Genomic DNA, 13721 nt, shown 5'->3' on the forward strand with positions numbered 1-13721 from the left:
TAAGGGTCAACCGTAGGAAGGGATGTCCGTGAACGACGGCCCGCTCATCGTCCAGTCGGACAAAACGCTGCTGCTCGAGGTCGACCACGAGAAGGCCGACGCGTGCCGCAAGGCGATCGCGCCGTTCGCCGAGCTCGAACGAGCGCCTGAACACGTCCACACCTACCGCGTCACGCCGCTCGCCCTGTGGAACGCGCGTGCCGCCGGCCACGACGCCGAGCAGGTCGTCGACGCGCTGATCGGCTTCAGCCGCTACCCGGTGCCGCACGCGCTGCTCGTCGACATCGCCGAGACCATGGCCCGCTACGGGCGCCTGCGCCTGGAGAAGGACCCGGCCAACGGGCTGGTCCTGACCTCGACCGACCGCGCGGTGCTCGAAGAGGTGCTGCGCTCGAAGAAGATCCAGCCGATGCTGGGCGAGCGCCTCGGCGCCGACTCGGTCATCGTGCACCCGAGCGACCGCGGCAACGTCAAGCAGGCGCTGCTCAAGCTGGGCTGGCCCGCCGAAGACCTGGCCGGCTACGTCGACGGCGAGGCCCACCCCATCAAGCTGCTCCAGGACGGCTGGGAGCTGCGCCCCTACCAGCGCGAGGCGGCCGACGCCTTCTGGCACGGCGGCTCCGGCGTGGTCGTGCTGCCCTGCGGCGCGGGCAAGACCATCGTGGGCGCGGCGGCCATGGCCCACGCCCAGGCCACCACGCTGATCATGGTGACCAACACGGTCAGCGCCCACCAGTGGAAGACCGAGCTGCTCAAGCGCACCTCGCTGACCGAGGACGAGATCGGCGAGTACTCCGGCAACAAGAAGGAGATCCGCCCGGTCACCATCGCCACGTACCAGGTGATGACGACCAGGCGGAAGGGCGTCTACAGCCACCTGGAGCTGTTCGACGCGCGCGACTGGGGCCTGATCGTCTACGACGAGGTCCACCTGCTGCCCGCGCCCATCTTCCGGATGACCGCCGACCTCCAGGCCCGCCGGCGGGTGGGCCTGACCGCGACGCTCGTGCGCGAGGACGGCCGCGAGGGCGACGTGTTCTCCCTCATCGGCCCCAAGCGCTACGACGCGCCGTGGAAGGAGATGGAGAACCAGGGCTGGATCGCGCCGGCCGACTGCGTCGAGGTGCGGGTCACGCTGACCGACGAGGAGCGGCTGGCGTACGCGATGGCCGAGGCCGAGGAGCGTTACCGCTACTGCGCCACCACGCCGTCCAAGACGTACGTGACCGAGGCGCTGGTCCGGCGGCATCTGGGCGAGCAGGTGCTGGTCATCGGCCAGTACATCGACCAGCTCGACGAGCTCGGCGAGCACCTCAACGCGCCGGTCATCAAGGGCGAGACCAGGGTCAAGGAGCGCGAGCGGCTCTACCAGGCGTTCCGTGACAAGGAGATCCAGGTCCTGGTGGTGTCGAAGGTGGCGAACTTCTCCATCGACCTGCCCGAGGCGGCCATCGCGATCCAGGTGTCGGGCACGTTCGGGTCGCGGCAGGAGGAGGCCCAGCGGCTCGGGCGGGTGCTGCGGCCCAAGGCCGACGGCGGTGGCGCCCGGTTCTACACGGTGGTCAGCAGGGACACCGTCGACCAGGAGTTCGCCGCCCACCGGCAGCGATTCCTGGCCGAGCAGGGATACGCCTACCAGATCATCGACGCCGACGACGTGCACGGCGAGGTGTGACCGGTTGAATGCCCGGCCGCTCGTTGCCTGAGCGGCCAGGCACGGCGCTTATGTCACGTCCACGAGACTCCACGGGTCGTCGACATCGAACCACCCCCCTCACCTGCGTACTATCACGCCGCCTGCGACATACCCCCATGATCCGACAAGCGCACCTGAAATGCCCGACTTTTTCGGTATTCCCACGTTCACTCAGAGATACGTTCTTTGCCGGGTTCGCTAGCCGGCCAGCAGGCCGCCGAGGAACAGCACCGCGCCGGCGACGATCCACGCGGCGACCCCCGTCCCCATGAGGCGGCCGAACGTGCGCGGGTCTCGCCGGGCTGCCGGGACCAGCCAGGCGGCCAGCGTGGCGCAGGCGGCCGGCACGGCGAACACCCCCGACACCGCGCAGACCGCGCCGAGCCGCCGGGAGCACGCCGCCGGGGACTCGCCGCCCGCGCAGAACGCCTCCAGCCCCCAACCGGCGAAGACCGACATCCCCCAGAGCGCCGCCAGCAGGAAGCTCGCGACCGTGGGGATCATCGGCGAGAGGACCAGGCGAAGCCGCGCCACCTTCCCTCCGTACCCCGCCGCGCGCCGGTAAATGTTTTGGAGGCGCCGCGCGGCCGCCGTTAAACTAGTCGATTCGCTGCCTTGACCACCTCCGTTTTCCAGCATGGGAGGCGCTTTCGCATGCCCACACACCAACTGGCTCCCGACATACCCTCCGACGTGCTCGCCGCCGAGCAGGCCCACCTGGCCGAGTCCAGGGCCGCGCTCAAGGCGATGCGGGCCCACGCCCAGTCGTTGTCGGCCGACGCGGCCGGCGACTGGGTCTCGCAGCAGATCCTCCAGTCGCTGCTGGACCAGCGCGTGGCCGCCCTGGCCGACCATCCGGACACCCCGCTGTTCTTCGGCCGCCTCGACCGCGAGGGCGGTGACGACCTGCCGGGCACCCTCTACGTCGGCCGCCGCCACGTGCACGACGGCACCAGCCGGCCGCTGGTCATCGACTGGCGCGCGCCGGTGTCCCGCGCGTTCTACCAGGCCAGCCCGGCCGACCCGATGGGCGTCGTCCGCCGCCGCCGCTTCGGCTACCACGGCGGCGCGCTGACCGCGTTCGAGGACGAGCCGCTCGGCGAGGGCGGCGAGGTCGGCCCCTCGAAGATCCTCACCGAGGAGATCGAACGCCCGCGCACCGGCCCGATGCGCGACATCGTGGCCACCATCCAGCCCGACCAGGACGAGATCGTCCGCGCGACGCTGGCCCAGACCGTGTGCGTCCAGGGCGCCCCCGGCACCGGGAAGACCGCCGTGGGCCTCCACCGGGCCGCGTACCTGCTGTTCACCCACCGCGAGCGGCTGGCCAGGTCGGGCGTGATGATCGTGGGCCCGAACCGGGCGTTCCTGTCCTACATCTCCTCCGTCCTGCCCGCGCTGGGCGAGGTCAAGGTCGACCAGACCACCGTGGCCGGGCTGCTCGGCGAGCACGCCGCCGAGGAGGACCCGATGGTCTCCGCGGTCAAGGGCGACGCCAGGATGGCCGCGGTGCTCGAACGGGCGCTGTGGATGCACATCGTCAAGCCCGAGGACGGCCTGGTGTTCACGAAGGGCGCCTACCGCTACCGGGTCGCCGACCACGAGGTGCGCGAGATGGTGGCCTCCCTGCGCGGCACCACCCGCTACTCGCCGGGGCGGGCCGCGCTGGCCCAGCGCCTGGCCCACCAGGTGCTCGTGCGGATGGAGCAGCGCGGCGAGTCGCCCGACGACCGGGTCCAGGACGCGGTGGCCAGGTCGAGGCCCGTCAAGCAGCTCGTCGACGCGGTGTGGCCGAAACTGACGCCGGAACAGGTCCTGCACCGCCTGTTGTCCGATCCGGAATTCCTCACAAAAGCCGCCAAAACTGATTTGTCGCCTGACGAGCAGGAAATGCTGCTTTGGCGGAAGCCTTATCGGAGCTGGAAGTCCGCCAAATGGTCGGCCGCCGACGCCGCGCTCCTCGACGAGCTGCGCGACCTCATGGAGCGCACCCCGTCCCTCGGCCACCTCGTCGTGGACGAGGCGCAAGACCTGTCCGAGATGCAGCTGCGGGCGCTCGGCCGGCGCTGCCGCAACGGCTCGGCCACCGTGCTCGGCGACCTGGCCCAGGGCACCACGCCGTGGTCCACCACCTCGTGGGAGACCGTGCTGAAGCACCTCGGCCAGGACGAGGGCGAGGTGACCGAGCTGACGCTCGGCTTCCGCGTGCCGCGCGAGGTGCTCGACTACGCGGCCCGCCTGCTGCCCTCGATCGCCCCCGCGCTGGCCGCCCCGCGGTCGCTGCGTCCGGGCGCCGGCTCGCTCACGGTCCGGCCGGGCGGCACGGTCGCCGAGGCCGCCCGGGAGGTCCTGGCCAGGGAGGGCTCGATCGGGGTCATCGTCCCCGACGCGATGGTGGCGGCGGTCTCCGAGTCGCTGTCCGGCCTGCCGCACGCGGTGCTCGACCCCGACGCGACGCAGGAGCACCGCCTGCTGATCGTGCCCGCCACGCTCGCCAAGGGCCTGGAGTACGACCATGTGATCGTCGTGGAGCCGGCCGACATCGTCGAGGCCGAGCCCCGCGGCCTGGCCCGCCTGTACGTGGTCCTGACCCGCGCGGTCACCTCGCTCACGGTGCTGCACGACAGGCCGCTCCCGGCGCAGCTCGGAACCTGACGGAGGGCGGGCACGGCCGCTTCTAGGATGGCCTGAAGGAGCTGTCAACCTAGGAGGATGCCGTGCCCGCACCGCTTCCGCATGAACACCTGCCCCCGGTCCCCGCGCTCGTGGTGGAGAGCGACGACATCCGCGACGGCGAGCGGCTGAACGACCTCCACGTCTTCGACGACTGGGGGATGACCGGCGGGAACGTCTCGCCCCAGCTGCGCTGGTCGGGCGCGCCCGAGGGCACCTGCGGCTACGCCGTCACCTGCCACGACCCCGACGCCCCCACCGGCAGCGGCTTCTGGCACTGGGTGCTGTTCGACCTGCCCGGCGACACCACGGAGCTGCCCAGGGGCGCGGGCACCGGCCCCGACTTCAAGGGCCTGCCCGCCGGCGCGGTCCACGCCCGCAACGACTACGGCACCAAAGACTACGGCGGCGCCGCTCCCCCGCCCGGCGCCCCTCACCGCTACGTCTTCACGGTGCACGCGCTCGGGGTCGACGAGCTGGGCGTCGGCGGCGACGCGAGCCCGGCCGTGGTCGGATTCAACATCACCGCCAACACGCTGGCCCGCGGCCACATCGTCGCGCACTTCGGCGTCTGAGACCGGCACAACACCGCGGCGAAGGCGCCCCGTTCGTTCGGGGCGCCTTCGCCGTGGTGCCGCGTCGGGTTCAGTACGCCCGGCGCCACCAGACGGGGCTTCAGTCGCCCTGCACCAGCTCGTCCGCGAACGTGAAGTCCCCGGGGGCGTTGGACGACAGGTCCTCGCTCTCGCCGCCCGACTCGCCCTCGAAGGCGTCCGAGACGTCCTCGCGCTCGCCCGACATGTCCTGACCCTCCTCCGAGACGTCCTCGCGCTCGCCGGACATGTCCGCGCCCTCGTCCGAGGCATCCCCGCGCTCGCCGGACCGCTCGTCGGCCTCCTCCGTCGACCACTCGTCGGCCTGGTCCGACGACCTGTCCTCGGCCTCCTCCGACGACCTGTCCTCGCCCTCCTCCGACATCTCCCCGCGCTCGTCCTGCGACGTCCACCTGGACGGCGAGGCGCAGTAGTCGCGGTCGTACAGTTCCAGGTAGCCCGCGCAGTAGGGCACGTCGACGTACTCCAGGGCCTCGTCCAGGTAACCGTGGTCGTCTGCCTGGGCGGGCATCGTCATGGCGGCCGCGGCGGCCAGCATGACGGCTCCGAGCCCGAGAACGCGCGCGGTGCGGGAATTCATGTAACTACTCCTTTGTGCGGTGAATCGTCACTTCGTTTCGTTACTGTCCGTAGTCAATAACTACTAAACGTAACGGGACCGGACACAACAAAAGGCGGCCGGATCCTTGGAGATCCGAACCGCCTTCTGATGCGTCAGCGACCAGGCGAGGCCTAGAAGTCCATGTCGCCGCCGCCGGGCATGCCGGCCGGAGCAGCAGGGGTCTTCTCGGGCTTCTCGGCGATGACGGCCTCGGTGGTGAGGAAGAGCGCCGCGATGGAGGCGGCGTTCTGCAGCGCGGAGCGCGTCACCTTGGCCGGGTCGATGATCCCGGACTCGAACATGTTGACGTACTCGCCGGAAGCGGCGTTGAGGCCCTCGCCCGGGGTCAGGTTGCGCACCTTCTCCACGACGACGCCGCCCTCAAGACCGGCGTTGACCGCGATCTGCTTGAGGGGCTCCTCAAGAGCCTTCTTCACGATCGCCGCGCCGGTGGCCTCGTCGCCGTTGAGCTCGAGCTTGTCGAACGCCTTGGCGCCGGCCTGCAGCAGCGCCACGCCACCGCCGGGGACGATGCCCTCCTCGACGGCTGCCTTGGCGTTGCGCACGGCGTCCTCGATGCGGTGCTTGCGCTCCTTGAGCTCGACCTCGGTCGCCGCGCCGGCCTTGATGACCGCCACGCCACCGGCCAGCTTGGCCAGGCGCTCCTGCAGCTTCTCGCGGTCGTAGTCGGAGTCGGTGCGCTCGATCTCGGCGCGGATCTCGTTGACCCGGCCGGAGATCGCCTCGGCGTCACCGGCGCCGTCGACGATGGTGGTCTCGTCCTTGGTCACCACGACCTTGCGGGCGCGGCCGAGCAGGTCGAGGGTGGCGGTCTCGAGCTTGAGGCCGACCTCCTCGGCGATGACCTGACCGCCGGTCAGGATCGCGATGTCGCCCAGCATGGCCTTGCGGCGGTCGCCGAAGCCCGGGGCCTTGACGGCCACGGAGCGGAACAGGCCGCGGATCTTGTTGACCACCAGGGTCGCCAGGGCCTCGCCGTCGACGTCCTCGGCGATGATCAGCAGCGGCTTGCCGGACTGCACGACCTTGTCGAGCAGCGGCAGCAGGTCCTTGTTGGCCGAGACCTTGCTGTTGACGATCAGGATGTACGGGTCTTCGAGAACGGCCTCCATACGGTCGGAGTCGGTCACGAAGTACATCGACGTCATGCCCTTGTCGAAGCGCATGCCCTCGGTGAGCTCAAGCTCCAGGCCGAAGGTGTTGCTCTCCTCGACGGTGATGACGCCTTCCTTGCCGACCTTGTCCATCGCCTCGGCGATGAGCGAGCCGATCTCGGGGTCGGCGGCGGAGATGGAGGCGGTGGAGGCGATCTGCTCCTTGGTCTCCACGTCCTTGGCCAGCTTGGAGAGCTCCTCGCTGACCCGCTCGACGGCGGCCTCGATGCCCTTCTTCAGGGCCATCGGGTTGGCGCCGGCGGCCACGTTGCGCAGACCTTCGCGCACCAGAGCCTGGGCGAGCACGGTGGCCGTGGTGGTGCCGTCGCCGGCGACGTCGTCAGTCTTCTTGGCGACTTCCTTGACCAGCTCGGCGCCGATCTTCTCCCACGGGTCCTCGAGCTCGATCTCCTTGGCGATGGAGACGCCGTCGTTGGTGATCGTGGGAGCGCCCCACTTCTTCTCCAGCACGACGTTGCGCCCCTTGGGGCCCAAGGTCACCTTGACGGCGTCGGCGAGCTGGTTCATACCGCGCTCGAGACCGCGCCGGGCGTCCTCGTCAAACGCGATCATCTTGGCTGCCATAAGGCTAGACCTCCCAGATGCAGGGTGGCGTGTCCTGGACCGAGCCGACGCCCGCGACGGCATAGGCCTGCATCTCCGTTCGGCAGACCCCATCGTCTCGATCCGAGTTGTTGGCACTCTGCCACACAGAGTGCCAACGAACTGTTTAGCACTCTACCCTGCCGAGTGCAAGCCACGGGCACCCCACCCCAGCTCATCGGGCAGGTCATCGGGTGCGCCGGTTCGTACGGCGAGCCGCCCCTGAGGCGCGGCCCGCCGTGCGAAGCCGACGGAGGAAACAGTGGCGAGCCCGTACGGACTGCGCTGCCGCACGTCCCGCCTTGGTGCATACCAGCGAGGGTGAATCAGACCGTGCGGACGGACTCCGCCTGCGGCCCCTTCTGGCCCTGCGTGATCTCGAACTCGACGCGCTGTCCCTGTTCGAGAGAGCGGTACCCGTCCATCATGATCGCTGAGTAATGGACGAATACATCCTTACCACCGTCTACCGCGATGAAGCCGTAGCCCTTGTCCGCGTTGAACCACTTGACGGTGCCCTGCGCCACTTCCGACTCCTCTTACTGGGCTCGCAGATCTCGCCCATTCCTTCGCGAGACCCGTAATCGCATGACTTTTGGGAAAATCAGCCAGACGATCGCCCTCGACCATACCTGTGGCACGGGGTTTGGCAACAGAGTCAACCGACAAAACGCTAATTTCATCGAAGGCTGAGTCGTTCGAGGTTGAATTTGGTTCTAAAACAAGAAGGCGCCCACAAGGGGCGCCTTCAAGAGTCGGTGGTCCGGCGGTCAGCCGCCCGCGACTGCGGGGATGATGGAGATCTGAGTGCCTTCAGGGGCGGGAGTGTCCAGGCCCTCGGCGAAACGGACATCCTCATCACCAACGTATACGTTGACAAAACGACGAATCTTGCCCGATTCATCCAGAATTCTCGCGCCGATCCCCGGGTAGTCGGAGTCAAGCTTGGCGAGAACGTCACGAAGAGTCGCCCCTTCGCCACTCACCTCGGCGTTACCCCCGGTGTAAGTGCGCAGAATGGTGGGAATCCGCACAGAAACGCTCATGGTTTTTGTTGCCTTTCCTGGATTGTCAGACAGTCGCGCGGAACGCGTCGAGAGAGGGCCGGATCACGGCGGTGGGCCGCGCGTCGTCGCTGATCGCGTCGAGCGTCTTCAGGCCGTCGCCGGTGTTCAGGACCACCGTCTCGGCCTCGGGGTCGAGCCTGCCCGTCTCGACGAGCTTCTTCAGCACGCCCACCGTGACGCCGCCCGCGGTCTCGGCGAAGATGCCCTCGGTGGAGGCCAGGAGCTTGATGGCGGCGACGATCTCGGGGTCGGTGACGTCCTCGACGCCCCCGCCCGTGCGCCGGGCGATGTCGAGCACGTACGGCCCGTCGGCGGGGTTGCCGATGGCCAGCGACTTGGCGATCGTGTCCGGCTTGACCGGCTGGACGACGTCGTGCCCCGCCTTGTACGCCGTCGAGACCGGCGAGCACCCGGCCGCCTGGGCCCCGAACACCTTGTAGGGGGTGTCCTCGACCAGCCCGAGCGCGATCAGCTCCTTGAAGCCCTTGTCGATCTTCGTGAGCTGGGAGCCGGAGGCGATGGGGATGACGATCTGCTCCGGCAGCCGCCAGCCGAGCTGCTCGGCGATCTCGTACGCGAGCGTCTTGGAGCCCTCGGCGTAGTAGGGCCGCAGGTTGACGTTGACGAACCCCCACCGCTCGCCCAGCGGGTCGCCGATCAGCTCCGAACAGAACCGGTTGACCTCGTCGTACGTTCCGTCGATGCCGATCAGCCGGCCGCCGAACACCCGGGCCATGGCGATCTTGGCCGCTTCGAGGTCGGCCGGGATGAACACGCACGCGTCGAGGCCGGCCCGCGCGGCGGCGGCGGTGACCGCGCCGGCGAGGTTGCCCGTGGAGGAGCAGGAGAGCGTGTGGAAACCGAAGTTCCTGGCCGCCTCGACGGCGATGGCGACCACCCGGTCCTTGAAGGAGTGGGTGGGGTTGCCCGAGTCGTCCTTCACGAACAGGGACCGGATGCCGAGCGCCTTGCCGAGGTTGCCGGCCTTGACCAGCTTCGTCCAGCCCGGGTTCATGTTGGGCTTGCTCGCCACGTCGGCGGGGACCGGGAGCAGGGAGCGGTAGCGCCAGATGTTGGCGGGGCCGGACTCGATGTCCGCGCGGGTCACCTGGCCGAAGGAGTAGGCCGCTTCGAGCGGCCCGAAACACTCCAGGCAGGCGAAGCTGGGACCCAGGGGGTAGCGCGTGCCGCACTCGCGGCAGGACAGAGCGACGGCAGGACCAAAGTCGAGCGACATGAAGCGAGGCCTTCCCTCATCTTCGCCCGCGGCCACCTTGACCGCGAACCGGAATTGGCACCTTGTCCCGGTCGGCCTCGCCAGGTCGCGAGCACAAGCCGGGAGGGTTGCCGGGGCTTCGCAGGGCCGGTCCCTCCACCCCTCTGGATGAGCAATATTCAGTTGTCGAAAAGGACTCTACCTTCTCAAGTGGCGGAAACGACCACCCGTCTCACCATGCGAGAGGACGCGTCTCACCGATAGTCCTCCCCGAGGACTCCCTGCACGTACTTGCGGGCCTGGTGGATGCGGGACTTGGCGGTGCCGAGCGGGATGTTGAGCTGCTCGGCCACCTCGTTGTAGTCGAGCTGGACGATGTCGCGCAGCACCAGCGCCTGGGCCAGGTCGGGCTTGTCGGCCTCCAGCGCCTCCATCGCGTCGAGCAGGTCGAGCCGCGAGCCGGCGATCACGCTGACCCGCCGCGCGTCGGGCTTCTGCATCGGCAGCTCCTCCGACGTCTGCTCGGCGGCCCTGCGCTTCAGCGAGCGGTACGTGGTGCGCGCGCAGTTGGCGGTCACGATGTGCAGCCAGGTGCTGAACCTGGCCCGCCCCTCGAACCGGCCGATGTTGCGCGCCACGGCCAGCAGAGTGTCCTGCGAGGCTTCTTCCGCGTCCTGGTGATAGGGCAGGATCCGGGCGCAGTGGCGCATCACGTCAGGCTCGATCCTGGCCAGGAGCTCGCCGAGCGCGCGATGGTCTCCGGCCGCGGCCGAGCGGGCGAGTTCCTCGGTTAGCTCATCTAGCGCCATAGCTGGGATCCTATGGGCGAAGGGAGCCCAAATGAACAGCGTTCTCGTGGCGTCCAACCGCGGGCCGGTCTCCTTCACCGTCGACGACGACGGTGAGCTGACCATGAAACGCGGTGGTGGCGGCCTCGTCTCGGGCCTGTCGGGGGTGGCCAAGGAGCACGGCGTGCTGTGGGTGTGCGCCGCGCTGTCCGACGGCGACCGCAGCGCCGTGCGCCTGGCCCCGGGGGGCCGGCTCGACCGCGGCGGCTACGACACGGGCGCCCTGCGGATGCTCGACATCCCCGCGGCCACCTTCCACCGCGCCTACAACGCCGTGGCCAACTCGACCCTGTGGTTCGTCAACCACCTGCTGTACGACATCCCCAACTCCCCCAGTTTCGGCACCAAGTTCCGGCGCGAGTGGGAGTCCTACCGCGACTACAACGGCGCGTTCGCGCTGGCGCTGGCCGAGGAGGCCGGGCACGGCGCGCGCGTGATGGTCCAGGACTACCACCTGACGCTCACCCCGGCGATGCTCCGCGCCGAGCGGCCCGACCTGCGCATCGCCCACTTCAGCCACACGCCGTGGGCGCCTCCCGAGTACTTCTCCCTGCTGCCCGACGCGGTGACCAGGGAGGTGCTCGACGGCATCCTGGGGGCCGACCACGCGGGCTTCCTCACCGCCCGGTGGGCGGCGGCGTTCATGGACTGCTGCGAGGCGCTGCTGGGCGCGCGGGTGGACCGCGCGGCCGGCACGGTCACCCACGAGGGCAGGACGACCCGCGTCGGCGTGCACAGCCTGGGCGTGGACGGCGCGGCCCTGTGGGCGCGGGCCTGCGAGCCCGACGTCGAGTCGCACATGGCCGCGCTGGCCGAGCAGGTGGCCGGACGCCGGCTGATCGTCCGCATCGACCGCACCGAGCTGTCCAAGAACATCGTGCGCGGGCTGCTGGCCTACCGCGAGTTCCTGGCCGCCCATCCGGAGTGGCACGGCAAGGTGGTCCACCTGGCCTTCGCCTACCCCAGCCGGCACGACCTGCCCGAATACCGCGAGTACACCGCGTCGGTGCAGCGCTGCGCGCGCGAGATCGAGGACGAGTACGCCACCGAGGACTGGGACCCGGTCATCCTCAACGTCAACGACGACTACCCCCGCTCGCTGGCCGCCTACCGGCTGGCGGACGTGCTGCTGGTCAACCCCATCCGCGACGGCATGAACCTGGTCGCCAAGGAGGGGCCGGTCCTGTCGCCGCGCTGCGCCCTGGTGCTCTCGCGCGAGGCGGGGGCGGCCGCCGAGCTGGGCCCGTACGCGCTGGTGGTCAACCCCTACGACGTGAGCGGCACGGCGGACGCGCTGCACGAGGCGCTGGTGATGCCCGAGGACGAACGCCGGCGGCGGCGCGACCGGCTGCACGAGGCGGCCACCGCGCTGCCGCCGCACAAGTGGCTGGAATCCCAACTCGACGCCCTGCTTTAACATGAGAAGTCGGGTTCACTGCCAATGACGGAGGCTGCCGGGTGTCGACGGTCTCAGTGCCCATCAGACTCGTCCGGGACCGTCCGACCTGGCTCATCTACTTCCTGCTCGGCACGTTCGCCACGTTCGTGTACGGCCTGAGCGCCGCCCTCCCGCTGCTGCGCGCCGACCAGCGCACCACGGCCACCGTCGCCGGGCTGCACGGCACCGCCATGGCGGTCGGGACGATCGGCGCCGGGCTCGCGCTGCCCCTGCTCACCAGGCTGCTCGGCCGGCGCTCGACGTGCTGGTTCGGCCTGGCCGGGATGAACGCCGGCGTGCTGCTGGTCATGGCCGCCTCCGCGCTGCCCCTGACGCTGCTCGGCTACGGCGTGGCCGGCGGTTTCGGCTCGGTCATGCTCTACGCGGCGATGGCCGAGCTCAGCGACCACCACGGGGCCGCGGGACCGGCCGCGCTCAGCGAGGCCAACGCCGTGGGCGTGCTGGTGGGGATGGTGGCGACGTTCGTGCTCAGCCAGGTGGCGCAGAGCGCGCTCGGCTGGCGGGCCGCCCTGCTGGTCACCCCGGCCGTCAGCGCCCTGCTGGCGCTGTCGCTGGGCCGCTCCTGGCCCGCGCCCCGGCGGGCCGGCGGAGGGCGGGGCGGCGCGGTCGCCGGGGAGGCCGTCCCGGCGCGGGAGGGCGGCGGGTGGCGCTTCCATCTGGCCGGGGGCGTGCTGTTCTGCTGCGTGGCGCTGGAGTTCACGTTCAACCTGTGGGCCGCCGACCTGTTCGCCCTCAGGACGGGCGTGCCGGCGGCCGTCGCGGCGACCGGGCTGACGGCGTTCGTCTGCGGCATGGCGGCGGGCAGGTTCGCGGGCGCGCAGCTCGCGCTGCGGCTGCCGGCCACGCCGCTGCTGGCCGGCGCTCTGGGGCTGATGGCCCTCGGCTGGGTGCTGTTCTGGGCGAGCACCGCGCCGATCCTGTCGTACGCGGGGCTGGCGCTGAGCGGGCTGGGCGCGTCGCTGCAGTTCCCGCTCGCGCTGAGCACGCTGATCGCCGCCTCGGGCGACCGGGCGGACCGGGCGGCGGCCGCCTCGCCCGTGTGGGCGGGCGCCGCCATGGCGATCGGCCCGCTGCTGCTCGGCGCGCTGGCCGACGGCTACGGCACCGGGAACGCGTTCCTGCTGGTGCCCGTGGTCATCGGCCTGGCGGTCGCCGGGGTGCTCATCTCCAGTCGGCGTACTTGAGCGTGTCGGCCAGGCCGGGCGTGTTCCACTGGTCGACGACGAGGATCCCGCTCTTCGGCAGGTACCACTCGCGCTGCGTGAAGCGGGCCTTGACGCCGCCGCCCGAGTAGCTGACGCACGTGGCCTGCCAGGCGTTGTAGGCGGCCTTGTGCCCGGCCCCCATCTGCCGGTAGCCCCTGGTGACCTTGGGGCCGACGACCTCGCCCCACTTGCGGTTGATCGGGCAGGGCTGCACGTCGCTGGCCGGATAGTACGGGTCCTTGCCCGTGTAGGGCCCGAACCCCTCGGCGCCCCGCTTGATCGCGGCGGGACCGAGGACGTAGAACGCGTCGCACTCGGGCGAGCCCCAGCCCTGCGGCTTGGCGCACCGGCCGGTGACCACCTGGACGACGTCGCCGCCCTTGCGGTGGACCACCCACTCGATCGGGATGTAGAGCGTCAGGCCGCCGCGCAGCCTGAGCTGCTGGGCGGGGGCGGCGGAGGCGGCGCCGGGGACGGCGAGCACGGCAGCCAGAGTGGCCAGAGCCGCGGCCGAGGCGGCGGCGAGAGATCGTCGTGACATGCGCACCAACGTAGGACCCGCCA

13 protein-coding genes and 1 riboswitch are annotated in these 13721 nt (G+C 70.2%); of the genes, 5 read left to right on the forward strand and 8 right to left on the reverse strand.

The features are described 5' to 3' along the window. The first annotated feature begins 22 nt into the window (after positions 1 to 22). Positions 23 to 1675, forward strand: coding sequence for a DNA repair helicase XPB (locus tag ACIBK9_RS26320; protein ID WP_358298746.1), 1653 nt, complete (start codon positions 23 to 25; stop codon positions 1673 to 1675). A gap of 219 nt (positions 1676 to 1894) precedes the next feature. On the opposite strand, the gene ACIBK9_RS26325 is transcribed toward ACIBK9_RS26320, so the two are convergent. Beyond that, the gene (locus ACIBK9_RS26325) at positions 1895 to 2230 is read right to left on the reverse strand and encodes a hypothetical protein (RefSeq protein ID WP_397161680.1); all 336 of its coding nucleotides are present in this window, start codon (positions 2228 to 2230) and stop codon (positions 1895 to 1897) included. Between the two features lie 120 nt (positions 2231 to 2350). Between ACIBK9_RS26325 and ACIBK9_RS26330 the strand changes: the two genes are divergently transcribed. Continuing rightward, positions 2351 to 4351, forward strand: a complete 2001-nt coding sequence (locus tag ACIBK9_RS26330; protein ID WP_397161681.1) for a HelD family protein — start codon at positions 2351 to 2353, stop codon at positions 4349 to 4351. A 62-nt stretch (positions 4352 to 4413) separates the two neighbouring features. Continuing rightward, entirely contained in the window at positions 4414 to 4944 is a 531-nt protein-coding gene (locus tag ACIBK9_RS26335; protein ID WP_397161682.1) for a YbhB/YbcL family Raf kinase inhibitor-like protein, read from the forward strand. 100 nt (positions 4945 to 5044) lie between these two features. Here ACIBK9_RS26335 and ACIBK9_RS26340 read toward each other — a convergent pair whose 3' ends face one another. From ACIBK9_RS26340 to ACIBK9_RS26365, 6 genes are all read right to left on the reverse strand, one after another. After that, positions 5045 to 5563 (reverse strand): hypothetical protein, encoded by a 519-nt coding sequence (locus ACIBK9_RS26340; protein ID WP_397161683.1) that lies wholly within the window; start codon positions 5561 to 5563, stop codon positions 5045 to 5047. A gap of 152 nt (positions 5564 to 5715) precedes the next feature. Continuing rightward, on the reverse strand, positions 5716 to 7344 hold the full coding sequence (groL, locus tag ACIBK9_RS26345) for a chaperonin GroEL (RefSeq protein WP_357696638.1): 1629 nt from the start codon (positions 7342 to 7344) through the stop codon (positions 5716 to 5718). A 344-nt stretch (positions 7345 to 7688) separates the two neighbouring features. Next, positions 7689 to 7889 (reverse strand): cold-shock protein, encoded by a 201-nt coding sequence (locus ACIBK9_RS26350; protein ID WP_106250594.1) that lies wholly within the window; start codon positions 7887 to 7889, stop codon positions 7689 to 7691. Between the two features lie 243 nt (positions 7890 to 8132). Beyond that, positions 8133 to 8408, reverse strand: coding sequence for a MoaD/ThiS family protein (locus ACIBK9_RS26355; protein ID WP_352361720.1), 276 nt, complete (start codon positions 8406 to 8408; stop codon positions 8133 to 8135). 25 nt (positions 8409 to 8433) lie between these two features. Continuing rightward, on the reverse strand, positions 8434 to 9666 hold the full coding sequence (gene thrC / locus ACIBK9_RS26360) for a threonine synthase (protein WP_358298739.1): 1233 nt from the start codon (positions 9664 to 9666) through the stop codon (positions 8434 to 8436). Between the two features lie 13 nt (positions 9667 to 9679). Beyond that, positions 9680 to 9820: riboswitch (SAM riboswitch) on the reverse strand. Between the two features lie 79 nt (positions 9821 to 9899). Continuing rightward, positions 9900 to 10454, reverse strand: a complete 555-nt coding sequence (locus ACIBK9_RS26365; protein ID WP_189654051.1) for an RNA polymerase sigma factor — start codon at positions 10452 to 10454, stop codon at positions 9900 to 9902. A gap of 31 nt (positions 10455 to 10485) precedes the next feature. Here ACIBK9_RS26365 and ACIBK9_RS26370 point away from each other — a divergent pair, with 31 nt between their 5' ends. Together ACIBK9_RS26370 and ACIBK9_RS26375 are read left to right on the forward strand one after the other, a co-directional pair. Further along, a complete protein-coding gene (locus ACIBK9_RS26370) occupies positions 10486 to 11910 on the forward strand; it encodes a trehalose-6-phosphate synthase (RefSeq protein ID WP_387681340.1) in 1425 nt (474 codons plus the stop codon). 41 nt (positions 11911 to 11951) lie between these two features. Beyond that, positions 11952 to 13136: an MFS transporter gene (locus ACIBK9_RS26375; protein WP_397161684.1), complete on the forward strand. Its 1185-nt coding sequence runs from the start codon at positions 11952 to 11954 to the stop codon at positions 13134 to 13136. Here the strand turns inward: ACIBK9_RS26375 and ACIBK9_RS26380 are convergent. After that, positions 13114 to 13698 (reverse strand): hypothetical protein, encoded by a 585-nt coding sequence (locus ACIBK9_RS26380; RefSeq protein WP_397161685.1) that lies wholly within the window; start codon positions 13696 to 13698, stop codon positions 13114 to 13116. The genes ACIBK9_RS26375 and ACIBK9_RS26380 overlap by 23 nt on opposite strands. Between the last annotated feature and the right edge of the window lie 23 nt (positions 13699 to 13721).

Source organism: Nonomuraea sp. NPDC050227, assembly GCF_044459705.1.
Lineage (GTDB): Bacteria > Actinomycetota > Actinomycetes > Streptosporangiales > Streptosporangiaceae > Nonomuraea.